This is a genomic window from Paenibacillus sp. FSL W8-1187, assembly GCF_037965485.1.
GTDB lineage: Bacteria > Bacillota > Bacilli > Paenibacillales > Paenibacillaceae > Paenibacillus_O > Paenibacillus_O pasadenensis.
The window spans coordinates 4,422,145-4,437,596 of sequence record NZ_CP150181.1 but is presented as its reverse complement, the minus strand read 5'-3'; the positions used below and the strand labels follow the sequence as shown (position 1 = coordinate 4,437,596).

The following is a 15,452-nucleotide window of genomic DNA, read 5'->3' as shown; positions in this document are numbered from 1 at the left end:
CGAAGACTCCTTTGCGGCGTAATGGCGATCATCCTGCTATGTATGGTTATGCAATATAATGTATACAAATGATCTACCGTCATCATATCACTGCCTCCTTGCCTCATCAAGCTTCTTTCCGTCTGAAATGGAAATAAAAGGCGGGCCTGGGGGGCCGCCATCGGAAACGTCTGAAAATTCCGTTGATGGTTTTCGAATCCTATGTTATGATCTCTTCCATAACTCTCTCTTTTTTTTGATTCAGACTGAATATTGTATACATAGGGGTGAGCCGGCGGCGACCCGGACGCTGGGACAACCGCCCCATTCGGGCGCAGCAGGAATCGGACAAGCGCTGTCCGAATAGGATAGAGCAGCCCATTCTTTGCTCGAATTCGAGCAGCGGGGATTTTCGCTGGAAGACGCTTTTCCGCCTGGATGCCGAGGGCATGCAGGTTTTTTACCGGCATGATTTGTATACAAAATACAATATGCATATTGATGCAGACGGGAGAGGATTTATGAACTCGGCTCGCACGATTGAACTCTCGGAACGGTATGCGGCGCACAATTACCATCCGCTGCCGGTCGTCATCGAAGAAGCCCAGGGCGTCTGGGTGAAGAGCCCGGAGGGCAAGTCGTACATGGACTTTCTGAGCGCCTACTCCGCGCTCAACCACGGCCATCGCCATCCGAAGCTCGTCGCCGCGCTCAAGGAGCAGGCCGACAAGGTGACGCTGACCTCGCGCGCGTTCCACAGCACCGCCGCCGGCGAATTTTACGAGAAGCTGGCCCGCTATACGGGCAAAAGCCGCCTCATCGCCATGAATACGGGAGCGGAGGCGGTCGAGACGGCGCTGAAGGCGGTCCGCCGCTGGGCGTACCGCGTCAAGGGGGTGCCGGACGGCCAGGCGGACATCATCGTCTGCAGCGGCAATTTCCACGGACGCACGCTCGCCATCACCTCGTTCTCGTCGCATGAGGAGTACAAGAGCGGCTTCGGCCCGTTCCTGCCGGGCTTTACGATCGTTCCGTACGGCGATCTGGCGGCGATGGAGGCGGCGATCACGCCGCATACGGCGGCGATCCTCGTCGAGCCGATCCAGGGCGAGGCCGGCATCGTGCTCCCGCCGGACGGCTACCTGCGCGGCATCCGCGAGCTGTGCGACCGCCAGCGCGTGCTGATGGCCGCGGACGAGATCCAGACCGGCTTCGGCCGCACCGGCTATCCGTTCGCCTGCGACCGCGAGGGGGTCGTGCCGGATCTGTACATCATGGGCAAAGCGCTCGGCGGCGGCATCCTGCCGATCTCGGCCGTCGCTTCCAGCGATGAGGTGCTCGGGCTGTTCGAGCCCGGCTCGCACGGCTCGACGTTCGGCGGCAATCCGCTCGCCTGCGCCGTCTCGGCAGCCGCGCTGGACGTGCTGGAGGAGGAGGATCTCGCCGGCCGCTCGCTCCGTCTGGGCGGCCTCGTCATGGAGCGGCTGCGCGCCATGGGCAGCCCCGCGGTCAAGGAAATCCGCGGCAGCGGCCTGTTCATCGGCATCGAGCTGCAAGGTCCGGCGCGTCCGTACTGCGAGCAGCTCATGCAGCTGGGGCTGCTTTGCAAGGAGACGCATGAGAATACGATCCGGCTGGCGCCGCCGCTGACGATATCGGAGGAGGAGCTGGAGTGGGCGCTGGAGCGCCTGCGGCTCGTGCTCGTCGGCGACGGCCACGGACTGGATTGAAGCGGTTGACGTGAATGAATTGAATCTGACCTCGAGCTGAATTCGATTTCCATTCTATCGATAAAGGGGCAATCCGATATGTTCAGCTATGCCGAATCGTTCCACAGCCGCCCGGAAGCGGCGAAAAAAATCCAGCTGATCCATGCGCCGTTCTGGCTGGGAGGCGGAAGGGCGGGCGCCGAGCTCGGCCCGGAGAGCATCGTCGAGGCGGGCATGAAGCGCCAGCTGAAGCATATGGGCCTCGAGCTGGCGGAGGAGATCGTCGTCGATGTGCCGCGTCTCGCCGCCGAACCCGCGACCGCCGGGACCAAGATGAAATACTTGGCCGAGGTGAAGGAGATGGCGGGACTGCTCGGCGAGCAGGTGCACCGGGCGGCCGCGGGCGGACGCTTCCCGCTCGTCCTGGGAGGAGACCACAGCATCGCGATCGGCACGCTGGCCGGACTGACGGGGCATCGGGGCAATCTCGGGCTGATCTGGTTCGACGCGCACGGCGACTTGAACACGGAGGAGACGACGCCGTCGGGCAACATCCATGGCATGGCGCTGGCCGCCGCGATCGGGCGGGGCGGCTTCACGCTCGCCGACATCCCGGGCGCGGGTCCGTTCATCCGCAAGGAGAACGTCGTCATCATCGGCGCCCGCGACCTCGATCCGGGCGAAAGGGAATTCATCCGCGCGGAAGGCATCCGCTGCTTCACGATGCATGAGATCGACCGCATGGGCATCCATGCCGTCATGGAGCAGGCGATCGCCATCGCCGGCGACGGCACGGACGGCGTGCATGTCAGCTTCGACCTCGACGTGCTCGATCCGCTCGAAGCATGCGGCGTCGGCACGCCGGTGCCGGGCGGGCTGAACTACCGCGAAGCGCATTATGCGATGGAGCTGCTGGCCGAAAGCGGACTCGCCACGTCGCTGGAGCTGGTCGAGGTGAATCCGCTGCTCGACCCGAGCCGCCGCACGTCGCGGCTGGCCGTCGAGCTGGCCGCCTCGCTGCTCGGCAAGCGGATTCTGTAAGGCGGCGCGCCCGCAGCAGCGGCTGCGGGCGCCGCAGGCCAGCGCGCCAGGCGCCTGAGTGACGCGGGGCACGGCAAAGCGCCAACTAGTTTGCCTCTCGATTGGAGTGCGGGACATCGGCGGATGGAGTGAGGTCCGTTTTTACCCGTTGATTGGTTTACGGAACGCTAGCTGAGCGGATAGCGGCAACTCGCTGCTGGCTCATACGACGCGTGAAGGAAGTTTGAGCTCGCTACGCACGGTTTTTCCGCGCGTAGCGAACCAGACCGAGGGGGCAGGGCTCGCTATGCACAGTATTTCCGCGCGTAGCGGGCCAGGCCGAGGGAGCCGAGCTCGCTACGCACAGTATTTCCGCGCGTAGCGGGCCAGACCGAGGGAGCTGAGCTCGCTATGCACAGTATTTCCGCGCGTAGCGGGCCAGGCCGAGGGAGCCGAGCTCGCTACGCACAGTATTTCCGCGCGTAGCGGGCCAGACCGAGCGAGCTGAGCTCGCTACGCACAGTATTTCCGCGCGTAGCGCCCTCGATCTAGCGAGGCAATTCCTCCCGTGGCAGCTAAACCCGTCCATCTCCATCGCCGCCGCCATAGACGCGGCAGTTGCGTTCCGCATGCAACGGCATGCGTTCGGATAAGTTTGGTCTCGGAATCTATGAATAAAGATGCAGATTGATCTCGATTCGCGCCCGATCGCGATTTTTCGCTATTTTCTCAAAAAAGGGCTGGGCAGAAGGCGGGCGGGGTGTTATAATTTCTCCCATACAATATACAATGTTATGAATATTGTATACATAGCATTCAGCGAGCAAGGGGAAGAAGAGAGATTTCATTCGGGGAGGAATGAACGTTGGTCGAACAGAAGCGCAGCAAAAAGGCGAGAAAGCCGTTCCTGGCGGCAGTCGTCGCGCTGTCCGTCGCAGGCACGCTCGTATCTCCGGCTGGTTGGGCGGTCACAGCCTATGCCCAAGAAGCCGCAGTCGTCACGGAGCCGACAGCATTGCCTTACAACGTACTGGCGAGCACGTCGCTGCAGCCGGGACAAGCCGGCTACGACGCGTATGTGTATCTGAACCATCTGGCAGGCGCGATCGGTGCTCGTCCGGCGGGCTCGGCAGAGGAGCAAGCGGCCCGGGATTACATCAAGCTGCAGTTCGAGGACATGGGCTACAGCCCTACGGTCACGGAGTTCACGTATACGACGAAAACGACTCAAGGCAAGTCGAGCAACGTCGCCGCCGTCAAGCACGGCAAGTCGCCGCGCACGATCATCGTCGGCGCCCACTACGACAGCGTGAAGGCGCCGAGCAAGGGTGCCGACGACAACGCCTCTGGCGTCGCCGTCATGCTTGAATCCGCTAAAGCGGTATCGCAGCAGCAGGATCTGCCTTATACGATCAAGTTCGTCGCTTTCGGCTCGGAGGAAAACGGCCTGCAGGGCTCCAAAGCCTACGTCGCGGCCATGACCGAGGAAGAGAAGGCGAATACCGTCGCGATGATCAATCTCGACAGCCTCGCCGCCGGCGACAACATGTACGTCTACGGCAACGAAGGCGAGGCCGGCTTCGTCCGCGAGCAGGCGCTCGCCATCGCGCAGCGGCTGAACCTGGACCTGCAGACGCAGCTGGGCGAAAACGCCGAGTATCCGGCCGGAACGACAGGCGACTGGAGCGACCATGCGCCGTTCGAGGACGCGGGCATTCCGTACGGTTATCTGGAAGCGACCAACTGGAGCCTGGGCGACAAGAACGGCTACACCCAGACGGAGAAGGACGGCGAGATCTGGCATACGGGCAAGGATACGCTGGACTATTTGAACACGAACTATCCGGGCCGCATCGAGGAGCGCCTGAGCACGTTCGCGTCCGTGCTGACGCAGCTGCTTCGGGAAATCAAGGAGCCGGGCGCGAAGCTGGAGCTGAGCAGCGACAAGGCATCGCTGACGAAGAAAAGCGAGATCGAAGTCGAATTCACGGTGCCGAGAGGCTTTACCGTATCGGATGACACCTACTTGAACTGGAGCTTCGGCGGCAAGCCGCTGTCCGACTGGAAGCAGCGCGACGCCAGCGCCAAGCCGACGAGCAATGCCTTCATTTATTTGAAGGACAAGCCGGTCGTCGCAAACGGCAAGGTGACGGCGACGGTTGTGTTCGACCAGGCGTACAAGGTCAACAATCAGCCGTACGAGCAGCTGAACGTCTCGCCGTCGACGCTGCGCCGCGACTATCCGAGCCTGCTCGGCACGCATGAGCTGATGGTGACGGACAAGCAGGGCGAACGCATCGGCTCCGCGCCGATCAAGCTGAACGTGTACGACTCGTACCGCACGTACGACGAGATCCGTCCGGAGATCGACCGCATCACGGCCGAGGCCGAGTCCAAGCCGGGCCGCTATATTAAAACGGAGGTGCTCGGCAAGTCCGTGCAAGGCCGCGACATCAACTTCACCGTGCTGGCCAAGGACAAGGCGTCCGTCGACCAGTACGTGAACGAGACGCTGCCGCTCATGATGGACGATCCGGCCGCGCTGCAGGCGAAAATCCGCAGCGGCCAGCTGACCGGCTACAAGGTGCCGATCTGGATCAACAACATCCATCCGGACGAGGCGCCGGGCGTCGACGCGATCCTGAACTTCTTCGAGGAAATGACGAAGAAGGACGAGATTTCCTACGAGACGACCGATGCCAGCGGGCAGAAGCAGCAGGTGACGATCGACATCGACGAGGCGCTCGACAACGTCATCTTCCTGATGAACTTCACGCAGAACCCGGACGGGCGCTTCCTGAACACCCGCGCCAACGCCAACGGGTTCGACCTGAACCGCGACAACTCGTACCAGACGCAGCCGGAGACGCAAATCGTCGCCAGCGAGATCGCGAAATGGTCGCCGCTGTCGTTCCTGGACCTGCACGGCTTCGTGGGCGAGTTCCTGATCGAGCCTTGCACGCCGCCGCATGATCCGAACATCGACTACGACCTGCTCATCGACAGCATGGTCGAGCAGGCGGATGCGATGGGCCGCGCGGCGATCGCCAACACGTACTACGACAAGTACCATATCCCTTACCTTGAGGCGAAGAAGCTGGCCGAAGGCAAGGATGGCGAAGTGATCGCGAACGCGACCGGATGGGATGACGCATCTCCGGCCTACACGGCGGTGTACGCGATGCATCACGGAGCGCTCGGCCATACGATCGAGATTCCGGAGCTCAACGAGGAGTCGACGACGGCGCTGCTGTACACGCTGTTCGCCTCGACGGACTATGTGATCCACAACAAGGAAAAGCTGTTCCTGAACCAGCTTGAGGTATACAAGCGCGGCGTGGACAACGTTGACAGCCCGAACGTCGACAAGTATCTCGTGAACGCCGAGTACAAGCCGATCGGACGTCCGCGTCCGGAAGGCAAGAGCTTCTTCCCGGACTATTATGTGCTTCCTGTAGACGCATCGCTGCAAAAGAACGCGCTCGAAGCGGCCAACATGGCGAACTACCTCATCCGGGGCGGCGTGAAGGTCGAGCGCACGACCCGTCCGGTCCTCGCCGGCGGCGAGCTGTATCCGGCCGGCACGTACATCGTGCCGATGAACCAGGCGAAGCGCAGCTTCGCGAACCTGGTGCTGTACGACGGCATCGACGTCTCCGACTTCGGCGAGATGTACGCGGACATCGTGCAAAGCTTCTCTTATATGAGAGGATTCGACCGCTATGCCGTCTATGACAAAGGCGCATTCGCCGGCGCCACGGAGCGCGCGGCCAAGGCGGCCAAGCCGGCCAGCTCCCTCTCCGGCAGCGGCGACGCCTATGTCATCCGCAGCACGAACAACGACGCGGTCCGCGCGGTGAACGAGCTGACGGCGGCCGGCAAGACGGTCACGCTGCTGACGGCCGGCGGCGCGGGCTACGAGAAGGGCGACTACCTCGTCTCGTACGAGAGCCTGAAGCCGTTGCTCGCGAAGTATACGCTGCAAGCCGTCCGCTACCCGGGCGGAACGATCTACGGCAAGCCGCTGCCTGCGGTGAAGGTCGCCGCCTCCGGCGTGCCGGCGTTCGCCCTCAAGGATCTCGGCTTCAACGTGACGACGGACGCCGCTGCGAGCGACGTGCTCGTCAATACGTGGAACAAGCCGCTCGTCGAAGCGGGCAAGCCGTACATCGGCTACGGCCGCGCGGCGATGAGCACGCTGAAGACCTCCGGCCTGCTGCCGGGCTTCGACTTCAAGACGACGGGCAGCACGCATGAGGGCCTGTTCAAGGCGACGATCAGCCAAGACAGCCTCATCGGCGCTCCTTATGAAGCGGACGACTATCTGTATACGCAATCCGGAACGTTCGTGACGAGCGTGCCGAGCGGCTCGACCGTCGTCGCCAAGGCGAGCGACGCCCCGGACTTCTTCATCGCCGGCTGGTGGCCGGGACATGATGCGGTCAAGGGCCAGACGATCGGCTTCACGTACCACAAGGATCTGACGTATGTGACGGCCTTCTCCAACGAGCTGACGAACAAGGCGCATCCGCAGGCACAATACCGCCTGCTGGCGAACGCCATCTACAACGCGGCGACCAAAGCCGAGTTCGCGGATGCGGGCAGCATCGTCGCGCCGACGCCGACGCCGGATTCGGGCGGCCCGATCTATGTGCCGACGCCGACTCCTACGCCTAGCCCGACGCCGACTCCGTCGGCAGAGCCGACGGCTACGCCTAGCCCGACGCCGACACCGGTCGTCGTGCCGAACTTCAAGGATCTCGGACCTGTCCTGAGCTGGGCGGGAGCGGCCATTCAGGAGCTTGCGGCCAAAGGCATCCTGAAGGGACTGACCGAGGACGCCTTCGGTCCGAAAAAGACGCTCACCCGTGCTGAATTCCTGACGATGCTGGCGCGCGCTTACGGGCTGCCTGCCGTCAGCGGCGGGACGAGCTTCAACGACGTGCCGGCGGGAGCCTGGTACAGCGAGGCGATCGCCAGCGCCGTAGCGGCCGGCATCGTGCAGGGCACCGGCACCGGCAAGTTCGAGCCGAATCGCGCCGTAACCCGCGAGGAGATGGCGATCATGGCCGCGAACGTCTGGAAGCTGAAGGCCCAGCCTGCCGCTCCGGACACCGCTTCGACGCTTGCCGGCTTCGCCGACCAAGCCAAAATCGGCGGCTACGCCAAGGACGCCGTCGCGCTGCTCGCCAGCGCCGGCATCATCCTCGGCACCGGCGACGGCAACTTCACGCCGAAGGGCGACGCGAACCGCGCCCAGGCGGCGGTCATCGTCAGCCGCCTGCTGGCGGTATCCTAGATGCCGAGCGGAACCTAGCATGCGAAGAAAGGACTGCCTGCGGGCAGTTCTTTCTTGCTGCTAAGACAAGCAACGGATGAAGCGATGATGCGGTAATCCGATAAAGCTTATTATTTTGCTTGCAGCATCGACATGCAGGGAATAAATGCTAGTATTTTGGGTAATATTGTTAAGTCGACTGCCTAATTATGCTCGGCAGTTGTGCGGGAAGTCCGGCAATGTTATACTGGCTTCCGGTAATTAATTATTACTTTTCATGCATATTTCATCACAACTCATAGAGGCAGGGGAGATGCAGCCAATGAAAAAGGTTTGGACGGTTACGATTGCGGCAGCGCTGCTGCTGACGGCATGCGGACAAAAGACGACGAACGAGGGCGGAGCGGGAGCGACGGCCTCGCCGGCGCCGACGGCGGAGGCATCGGCAGCCCCGGGCGGACTGCAGATGGACAAGCTCGTGCTCGGCACGAGCGCGGACTACGCGCCTTACGAATTCCACAAGAAGATCGACGGCAAGGACCAGATCGTCGGCTTCGACATCGAGATCGCCAAGGAGATCGCCAAGGATCTCGGCGCCGAGCTGGAGATCAGCGACTCGGACTTCGACGGGCTGCTGCTGGCGTTGAACGGCGGCAAGGTCGACCTGGTCATCTCCGGGATGACGCCGACGGAGGAACGCAAGCAGAACGTCGACTTCTCCAAGATCTACTATAAAGCGGAGCAAGGCGTCATCGTGAAGAAGGGCGAGGAAGGCAGCTACGGCTCCCTGGACGATCTGAAAGGCAAGAAGATCGGCGTGCAGAAGGGCTCGATCCAGGAAGGCATCGCCCAGGAAGTCGAAGGCGCGAAGCTGACGTCGCTGGCGAAAATTCCGGAGCTGATCCTGGAGCTGACGAGCGGCCGCGTGGACGCGCTGATCGTGGAGAAGCCGGTTGCGGACCAATACGTCAAGACGCAGGACAGCATCGCGCTGGCGGACGTGAAGATCGAGCAGTCGGAAGAGGAAGCCGGCTCGGCGATCGCGATCAAGAAGGGCAATCAGGAGCTGCTGGACGCCGTGAACAAGACGATCGACCGCTTGCAGGCGAGCGGCGACATCGACCGCTTCGTCGTGGAAGCGAACGAGCTCGTCGGCGAATAAACGACGGACGGAGCGTTCTATAGATGAACTTGAACTTTTCCTTTCTGGATGAGTACGGCTCGTACTTCATCAGCGGCGCGTGGGTGACGCTGCAGCTGTCGTTCTTCGGCGTGCTGCTCGGAACTCTGTTCGGCATCGGCTTCGCCCTCATGCGGCTGTCGCGGATCTGGATCGTCAAATTCCTGGCGACCGCCTACATCGAGGTCATCCGCGGCACGCCGATGCTCGTGCAGATTCTCATCATCCACTACGGCCTGACGAACTTCGGCGTCAACCTGCCTGCCTTCGCGTCCGGCGTCGTCGCGCTGACGATCAACAGCGCCGCCTACATGGCGGAGGTGTTCCGCGCCGGCATCCAAGCGATCGACAAGGGCCAGATGGAAGCGGCCCGCTCGCTCGGGATGTCGCGCTGGCAGGCGATGCGCCTGATCGTGCTGCCGCAGGCGTTCCGTAACATGCTGCCGGCGATCGGCAACGAGTTGATCGTCATCATCAAGGACTCGTCGCTCGTCTCGACGATCGGCATCGCGGAGCTGCTGTACAACGCCCGCACCGTGCAGGGCAATACGTTCATTCCGCTGGAGCCGCTTATCGTAGCGGCCGGCGTCTACTTCATCATGACCTTCACGCTCTCGCAGCTGCTGGGCGTGCTGGAGAGGAGGCTGGGCAAGCGATGATCGAGATCCAGGGATTGCGCAAGTCGTTCGGCAGCAATGAGGTGCTCAAAGGCATCGACGCCAGCATCCAGAAAGGCGAGGTCGTCGCCGTCATCGGACCGAGCGGCTCGGGCAAGAGCACGTTCCTGCGCTGCCTGAACCGGCTCGAGGAGCCGACTGGCGGCACGATCCGGTTCAAGGACCGCGACGTGACCGCGGCTCAAAAGGAGCTCAACGAGATCCGCCAGAAGATGGGCATGGTGTTCCAGCATTTCAACCTGTTCCCGCATATGTCCGTGCTGGACAACCTGACGATCACTCCGTGCAAGGTCAAGGGCTTGAAAAAGGAGGAGGCCGAGCGGATCGCGCTGGAGCTGCTGCGCTCCGTCGGCCTCGAGGACAAGCGGGATGCGCGTCCCGACAGCCTCTCCGGCGGCCAGAAGCAGCGCATCGCGATCGCGCGGGCGCTGGCGATGCAGCCGGAGGTCATGCTGTTCGACGAGCCGACGTCCGCGCTCGACCCCGAGATGGTCGGCGAGGTGCTCGACGTCATGAAGCGGCTGGCGCAGAACGGCATGACGATGATCATCGTCACGCATGAGATGGGCTTCGCCCGCGAGGTCGCCGACCGGCTGATCTTCATGGACGGCGGCTACATCGTCGAGCAGGGCGACCCGCGCGAGGTCATGGCCGCTCCGCAGCATGCCCGGACCAAGGAGTTCCTGTCCAAGGTGCTGTAAGCAGCCGAGGCTGAGCCGCTTGCAGCAGCCGGTTCTCCGCGGCGGCCGGAGTCGTGATTGACGTTCCCAGGCACAGATGTGCCTGGGATTTTTTGTTTGCTGGATGCCCCCGGCCTCCGCTACAGCACGGTCAGGATGTGCGGACCGTCCTCCGTGATCGCGACGGAATGCTCGTACTGGACGCAGATCGAGCGGTCGGCGGTGCGGGCGGTCCAGCCGTCGCTGTCGACGAAGGCGCGCCAGTCGCCGAGCGTGAACATCGGCTCGATCGCCAGCACGAGGCCGTTCTGGAGCAGCGGGCCTTTGCCCGGCAAGCCGTAGTGGGGCACGGACGGCTCCTCCCACAGCTCGCGCCCGAGCCCGTGTCCGCTGAAGTCGCGGACGTTGCCGTAGCCGCGGGCCCGGGCGAGCTGGTCGACGGCCGCGCCGATATCGCCGACATGCCGTCCCGCGACCGCCTGCGCGATGCCGAGGAAGAGCGCTTCATGGCAGTCGTGCATGAGCCGCCGGATCGGCTCGGAGACGTCGCCGACCGCGTAGGTCCAGGCCGAGTCGCCATGGAAGCCCTGATAAAAGGCGCCGATGTCGATCGAGATGACGTCGCCCTCGGCCAGCGGCCGGTCATCGGGAAAGCCGTGGCAGATGACGTCGTTCGGCGCGGAGCAGATCGAGTAGGCGAAGCCGTGATGCCCTTTGAAGCTTGGAACGGCGCCGCGCCTGCGGATCATTTCTTCGACGAGACGGTCCAGCTCCAGCGTCGTGACGCCGGGCTTCACCCGTTCCTTCAGCAGCTCGTGGCACTCCGCCACGATTTGGCCGGCCTTGCGCATGAGGGCCAGCTCTTCCTTCGTTTTCAAGTTCATGGAATCCCTCCTGTTGGAAAAGATGCGGCGCCGAATGTCCCTCTCATGCAGGCCCTCGCCGGCGTCGCTGCAGCCGCCAAGGCAGCCGCATCAGAATCCGCGCAATCGCAGCGCGGATCGATAGGCTTCGAGGCTGGCGAGCAGAAACTCGCGCTCGTCGGCGCGGAGGCCCGAGAACGCGAGCGGATCGTCGCCCGACCGAGGAAGCGACGGAGGGACGGCAGCCTCGGCGGAGAGGCCGAGCAGGTGGTCGGACGACACCCCGAACAGGCGGCACAGCCGAACCAGCATGTCATAGTCCGGCGCATTGACGCTGTTCTCGTATTGGGAGACGGTCGACTTGGCGACGGACAGCTCGTCTGCCAGCTGCTGCTGCGTCCAGCCGAGCCGCTGCCGCTGCACGCGCAGACGGCCGCCGAGGCCGATGCGGCCGGGGGCGTTCGAAGTCGTCATGGGTCAAGGCCTCCTTTGGCCGGACAGCCGGCATGGAATCGCCTCATTATAGCGCAGCGCGAGCGCGCGCAAAAGGCGTCCTTCTCCGAGCCGGAGGGAAAGGACGTCTTTGGCCAGGACTAGCTGCCCTCGCCGGGCAGCTTTTGCGCGTTCGGACACCAGCCGATCGGACTGCGGCACATCGCGGCGGCGAACTCGGGCTCCCGTGCCGCCAGCGCGTTGAAGTAGCCGAGCAGCACATGATTGCCGGAGAAGCTGCCGCCGCTGAAGTCGAGCTCGGCCAGCTCGCTCACATGGGCGTAGTAGTAGATCAGCTTCGTTCGCGGATCTTGATAGACGAGCGGCGGCAAATAGGTGACGATGTCGTTGCTGTTCGCCAGCCGGAAGCTGCGCGGGACAGCTTTGGCGTACGCCTCGGCAAAATCGGAATCGCCGACGCGCGGCGCGGCGAACGTGTAGACGATCGGCTTGCGGACGGGGTCGTTCTTCGCCAGATCGAGAGCGGCCAGCGTCGCGAGCGCGCCGCCGAGGCTGTGTCCGGTCAGGAACAAGGGCTTGCGCGCTCCGGTCCGTCCGAGCAGCTCCCGCAGCTGAGGGCGCAGGCTCTCGTAGAGGGAGGTGAAGCCGCGATGGGTTTTGCCGCCGTCCTTGACGATGGCGTAGTCGACTTGCTCGGCCATGAAGTCGGTCAGCCACTCCGACGTCGAGCTCGTGCCGCGGAACGCGGCGACGACCGCATGCGGCGATTCGGCGACGAAGCCGAACGGCTGGGCTGGGGCTCCGGCATGCCCCCCGGCCTGAAAGACGCCGACCACCTCGTAATCGTCGGGCAGCCGCACCTCTCCCGTTCCTTTCAGCAGCAGATAGGTTTGTCCGCACACGGCCGCAAGAAACAAAGCCGTTCGCTGATCCATGACAGGGGTGGCGCTGCTGAGTTTCACTTTTCTGCTCACGCTGCCCAGCTCCTTTGGCGCTAGAGTGCTTGTAGAGCAGTATATGCAGCAGCGCATCCGGTTGCGCCTAAGCCCAGAGCCGATGCCGGGTTATCCTTCGCTATAAAATAGAAACATCCCGAAGCCCTTGTCAAAGGGATCGGGATGTCTAGTCTGAATTCGCTGCCGCCTGTCTAGCGTCAAGGGGTCGTTCGACGTCCGGTAATGAGGGAGATGACGAACAGCACCAGGAAGACGAAGAACAGGATTTTCGCGATGCCGGCTGCGGCTCCTACGATGCCGCCGAAGCCGAAGATTGCGGCGACGATGGCGATGATCAGAAAAATAACGGCCCATCTCAACATGGGATTCACCATACCTTTCAAAGTAGAGTTGGTTGGCGCGGATCCGGATGATTCGGCTTGCCTCTGCTGGAGGCTTCCGAAGCTTTCGGATCCGCCGGACGGTTGCTTGCCGTCCGCTGATGTAGCTGTATTAACCCTGGCCTTTGAGCCCTAAACAATCGTTCCCTGAATTTGTCCGGCCTTACATCTAATCTGAATTTTTGAGCGCGCTCGCGACCCTGCCGACCTGCGGCTACCGGCCGCAAAAGCTTTCCAGCGGCCGATCCGTTGATTGGATCGACGAAGCCCGGGGTATTAACGCTTAAGTCAAAATCGGTCGATAAGAGCCGTCTGAGGAGGATATAGAACATGGACTATTTGATTGGAATCAGCGTGCTGATCATCGCCATTTCGATCGCGGTGCTCGTCGTTTATTTGGCTCAGACGCTCAAGAAAGTGCAGTCGTCGCTTGACGCGGCGAGCGGGGCGATCCGCGAGGTTCAAGGTGCGGTGCAGGAATGGAAGGGCGATGTCGACGAGCTGGTCGTAAGCGTGAAGGATCTGACCAAACAGGTCAATCACCAGATCGATGCCGTCGATCCGCTGATGGCTTCGGTCCGCGAGGTCGGCACGACCGTGCATGAAGTCGCCGCTGCCGCCCGCGAGTTCTCCACCGGCTGGACGAACCGCCTGCGCCGCAAGGCGCATGAATCGGCGGTGACGGCCGAGCTGGAGGAAAAGGGCCTGAAGGCGAGCCTGCCCGCAGCGGAAACGGACGCTCGCAGCGGCAGCGCCGCCGCTTATGCCGGCACGGCCGTGCCGCTGCGCTCCGGCGGCTCCGCTGCCGGCCAGCCGCCGAAGAAGGTTCCGGTGCTGGCCGAGGACGCTTCCGGCTCGCCCGCATGGGTCGGCTGGCTGGACGTCGGCATCCAGGCGGCGCGCCTGATCCGTTCGAGCCGCTCCAAAGCCTAGATTCGTACGAGCCGCGCCGCGCGGCGGCTGGACTTTGCCGGCAAGTTGCTTTAGGATAGAACCAAACGTTTGGCTATAAAGGCAGGCAGGGGGGCCGCTTCGGCTGCCTTGCTTTTGCCGCGATTTCGGGGAGAAGGAATCATCATGCGGATAGTAGTTGTCGACGATAACGCGATGAATATAACGGTCGTTCAGGAGATGCTCAAGCGGGCAGGCTACTGGGACGTGAGGGCCGCTGCCTCCGGCATGGAGCTGTTCGCCATGCTCGGTCTGGAGGAGAACGGCGCCGAGCCGGCGGAAGGCATTCCGACGCCGGACGTGGACCTCATCCTGCTGGACATGATGATGCCCCGCATCGACGGCATTGCGGCCTGCCAAGCCATTCAGGCGTCGGAGCGGCTCCGGGACATCCCGGTCATCATGGTCACGGCGATCGGGGATTCCAAAAAGCTGGCCGAGGCGCTCGATGCCGGCGCGATCGACTACGTGACCAAGCCGATCAACCGCATCGAGCTGCTCGCCCGCATCCGCGTAGCGCTGCGGCTCAAGCAGGAGAAGGATTGGCATCGCGAGCGCGATCGGCGCATCCGCGAGGAGCTGCAGCTGGCCAAAGAGGTGCAGTCGGCGGCCTTGCCGCCGAAGCTGGAGGAGAGCGGAATCGTCATCGATGCGATCTACCAGCCTTCCGAGGAGCTGTCCGGCGATCTGTACGCCTGGAACCGGATCGACGAGCATCGCTACGGCATCGCCGTCATCGACGCGATGGGCCACGGCATCTCGTCGTCCCTCGTCTGCATGTTCATCGCTTCGGTGCTGAGGGACGCGATGGTGACCAAGGTCGAGCCGGTGCTCGTCATGGAGGAGCTCAACCGCCGCGCGCTGCAGCTGCAGTTCGCGGATCAGCTCATCCAGTATTATTTCACGGCGCTCTATATGGTCGTAGACCTGCAGCGGGGCACGGTGGAGTACGTCAATGCGGGCCATCCGCCGGGACTGCTCGTGCGCGCGGGCGGACAGGGGACGGAGGAGCCGCTTTCCGGCGGAGGCATGGCGGTCGGATTGTTCGAGGGCGTCACCTTCCAAAAGCAGGTCGTGGAGGTGCAGCCCGGCGACCAGCTGCTGCTGTTCACGGACGGCCTGCTGGAGCTGGTGAGCGGACCGGAGGAGGGCCGGCTCGAGATGCTGATGGAGCGCATGGCCGGAGCCGTGCGGACGAGCGGCTCGCTGCATGAGCTGCTCCTGTCCGAGGACGGGCCTCGGCCGGACGACTGCTGCCTCGTGCAGATCGGCATCCGCTGAGCGGCTGCCCGCCTTGCCATCCGATGGAATTGAAAAAGGCCTCAA

Annotated in this window: 12 protein-coding genes; 8 read left to right on the top strand and 4 right to left on the bottom strand. The window is 63.1% G+C overall.

Annotated features, from left to right (window positions below):
* Window positions 1-500 precede the first annotated feature (500 nt).
* From rocD to NYE40_RS19190, 6 genes are all read left to right on the top strand, one after another.
* Window positions 501-1,709: an ornithine--oxo-acid transaminase gene (gene rocD / locus NYE40_RS19215; RefSeq protein ID WP_028600750.1), complete on the top strand. Its 1,209-nt coding sequence runs from the start codon at window positions 501-503 to the stop codon at window positions 1,707-1,709.
* A gap of 78 nt (window positions 1,710-1,787) precedes the next feature.
* Window positions 1,788-2,729 (top strand): arginase, encoded by a 942-nt coding sequence (gene rocF / locus NYE40_RS19210; RefSeq protein WP_052333667.1) that lies wholly within the window; start codon window positions 1,788-1,790, stop codon window positions 2,727-2,729.
* A gap of 844 nt (window positions 2,730-3,573) precedes the next feature.
* The gene (locus NYE40_RS19205) at window positions 3,574-8,007 is read left to right on the top strand and encodes a M20/M25/M40 family metallo-hydrolase (protein ID WP_339278799.1); all 4,434 of its coding nucleotides are present in this window, start codon (window positions 3,574-3,576) and stop codon (window positions 8,005-8,007) included.
* Window positions 8,008-8,308: 301 nt separating this feature from the next.
* Window positions 8,309-9,148, top strand: a complete 840-nt coding sequence (locus NYE40_RS19200) for a transporter substrate-binding domain-containing protein (RefSeq protein ID WP_339278798.1) — start codon at window positions 8,309-8,311, stop codon at window positions 9,146-9,148.
* Between the two features lie 23 nt (window positions 9,149-9,171).
* Complete coding sequence (locus tag NYE40_RS19195; protein ID WP_339278797.1) at window positions 9,172-9,825, top strand: amino acid ABC transporter permease; 654 nt, start codon at window positions 9,172-9,174, stop codon at window positions 9,823-9,825.
* Window positions 9,822-10,544 carry an amino acid ABC transporter ATP-binding protein gene (locus NYE40_RS19190; protein WP_028600755.1) on the top strand — a complete coding sequence of 241 codons (723 nt, stop codon included), beginning with the start codon at window positions 9,822-9,824 and terminating at the stop codon, window positions 10,542-10,544. Before NYE40_RS19195 ends, NYE40_RS19190 begins: the two co-directional genes overlap by 4 nt.
* Window positions 10,545-10,663: 119 nt before the next feature.
* Here NYE40_RS19190 and map read toward each other — a convergent pair whose 3' ends face one another.
* The 4 genes from map to NYE40_RS19170 form a co-directional block, all read right to left on the bottom strand.
* Window positions 10,664-11,407, bottom strand: a complete 744-nt coding sequence (map, locus tag NYE40_RS19185; protein WP_339278796.1) for a type I methionyl aminopeptidase — start codon at window positions 11,405-11,407, stop codon at window positions 10,664-10,666.
* 90 nt (window positions 11,408-11,497) lie between these two features.
* Window positions 11,498-11,860, bottom strand: a complete 363-nt coding sequence (locus NYE40_RS19180) for a helix-turn-helix transcriptional regulator (RefSeq protein ID WP_339278795.1) — start codon at window positions 11,858-11,860, stop codon at window positions 11,498-11,500.
* A gap of 119 nt (window positions 11,861-11,979) precedes the next feature.
* Window positions 11,980-12,813: a lipase family protein gene (locus tag NYE40_RS19175; protein WP_244912729.1), complete on the bottom strand. Its 834-nt coding sequence runs from the start codon at window positions 12,811-12,813 to the stop codon at window positions 11,980-11,982.
* A 179-nt stretch (window positions 12,814-12,992) separates the two neighbouring features.
* Window positions 12,993-13,157, bottom strand: coding sequence for a DUF1328 domain-containing protein (locus tag NYE40_RS19170; protein WP_028600758.1), 165 nt, complete (start codon window positions 13,155-13,157; stop codon window positions 12,993-12,995).
* Window positions 13,158-13,505: 348 nt separating this feature from the next.
* On the opposite strand from NYE40_RS19170, the gene NYE40_RS19165 reads away from it, so the two are divergent.
* Window positions 13,506-14,108, top strand: a complete 603-nt coding sequence (locus NYE40_RS19165; protein WP_101808085.1) for a DUF948 domain-containing protein — start codon at window positions 13,506-13,508, stop codon at window positions 14,106-14,108.
* A gap of 144 nt (window positions 14,109-14,252) precedes the next feature.
* Window positions 14,253-15,407, top strand: coding sequence for a fused response regulator/phosphatase (locus NYE40_RS19160; RefSeq protein ID WP_028600760.1), 1,155 nt, complete (start codon window positions 14,253-14,255; stop codon window positions 15,405-15,407).
* The last annotated feature ends 45 nt before the right edge of the window (window positions 15,408-15,452 follow it).

Excerpts from the sequence above, each read along its gene's own strand:
- rocD (WP_028600750.1), top strand. The coding sequence starts at position 501 with ATGAACTCGGCTCGCACGATTGAACTCTCGGAACGGTATGCGGCGCAC.
- rocF (WP_052333667.1), top strand. The coding sequence starts at position 1,788 with ATGTTCAGCTATGCCGAATCGTTCCACAGCCGCCCGGAAGCGGCGAAA.
- NYE40_RS19200 (WP_339278798.1), top strand. The coding sequence starts at position 8,309 with ATGAAAAAGGTTTGGACGGTTACGATTGCGGCAGCGCTGCTGCTGACG.
- NYE40_RS19195 (WP_339278797.1), top strand. The coding sequence starts at position 9,172 with ATGAACTTGAACTTTTCCTTTCTGGATGAGTACGGCTCGTACTTCATC.
- NYE40_RS19190 (WP_028600755.1), top strand. The coding sequence starts at position 9,822 with ATGATCGAGATCCAGGGATTGCGCAAGTCGTTCGGCAGCAATGAGGTG.
- map (WP_339278796.1), bottom strand. The coding sequence starts at position 11,407 with ATGAACTTGAAAACGAAGGAAGAGCTGGCCCTCATGCGCAAGGCCGGC.
- NYE40_RS19180 (WP_339278795.1), bottom strand. The coding sequence starts at position 11,860 with ATGACGACTTCGAACGCCCCCGGCCGCATCGGCCTCGGCGGCCGTCTG.
- NYE40_RS19170 (WP_028600758.1), bottom strand. The coding sequence starts at position 13,157 with ATGTTGAGATGGGCCGTTATTTTTCTGATCATCGCCATCGTCGCCGCA.
- NYE40_RS19165 (WP_101808085.1), top strand. The coding sequence starts at position 13,506 with ATGGACTATTTGATTGGAATCAGCGTGCTGATCATCGCCATTTCGATC.
- NYE40_RS19160 (WP_028600760.1), top strand. The coding sequence starts at position 14,253 with ATGCGGATAGTAGTTGTCGACGATAACGCGATGAATATAACGGTCGTT.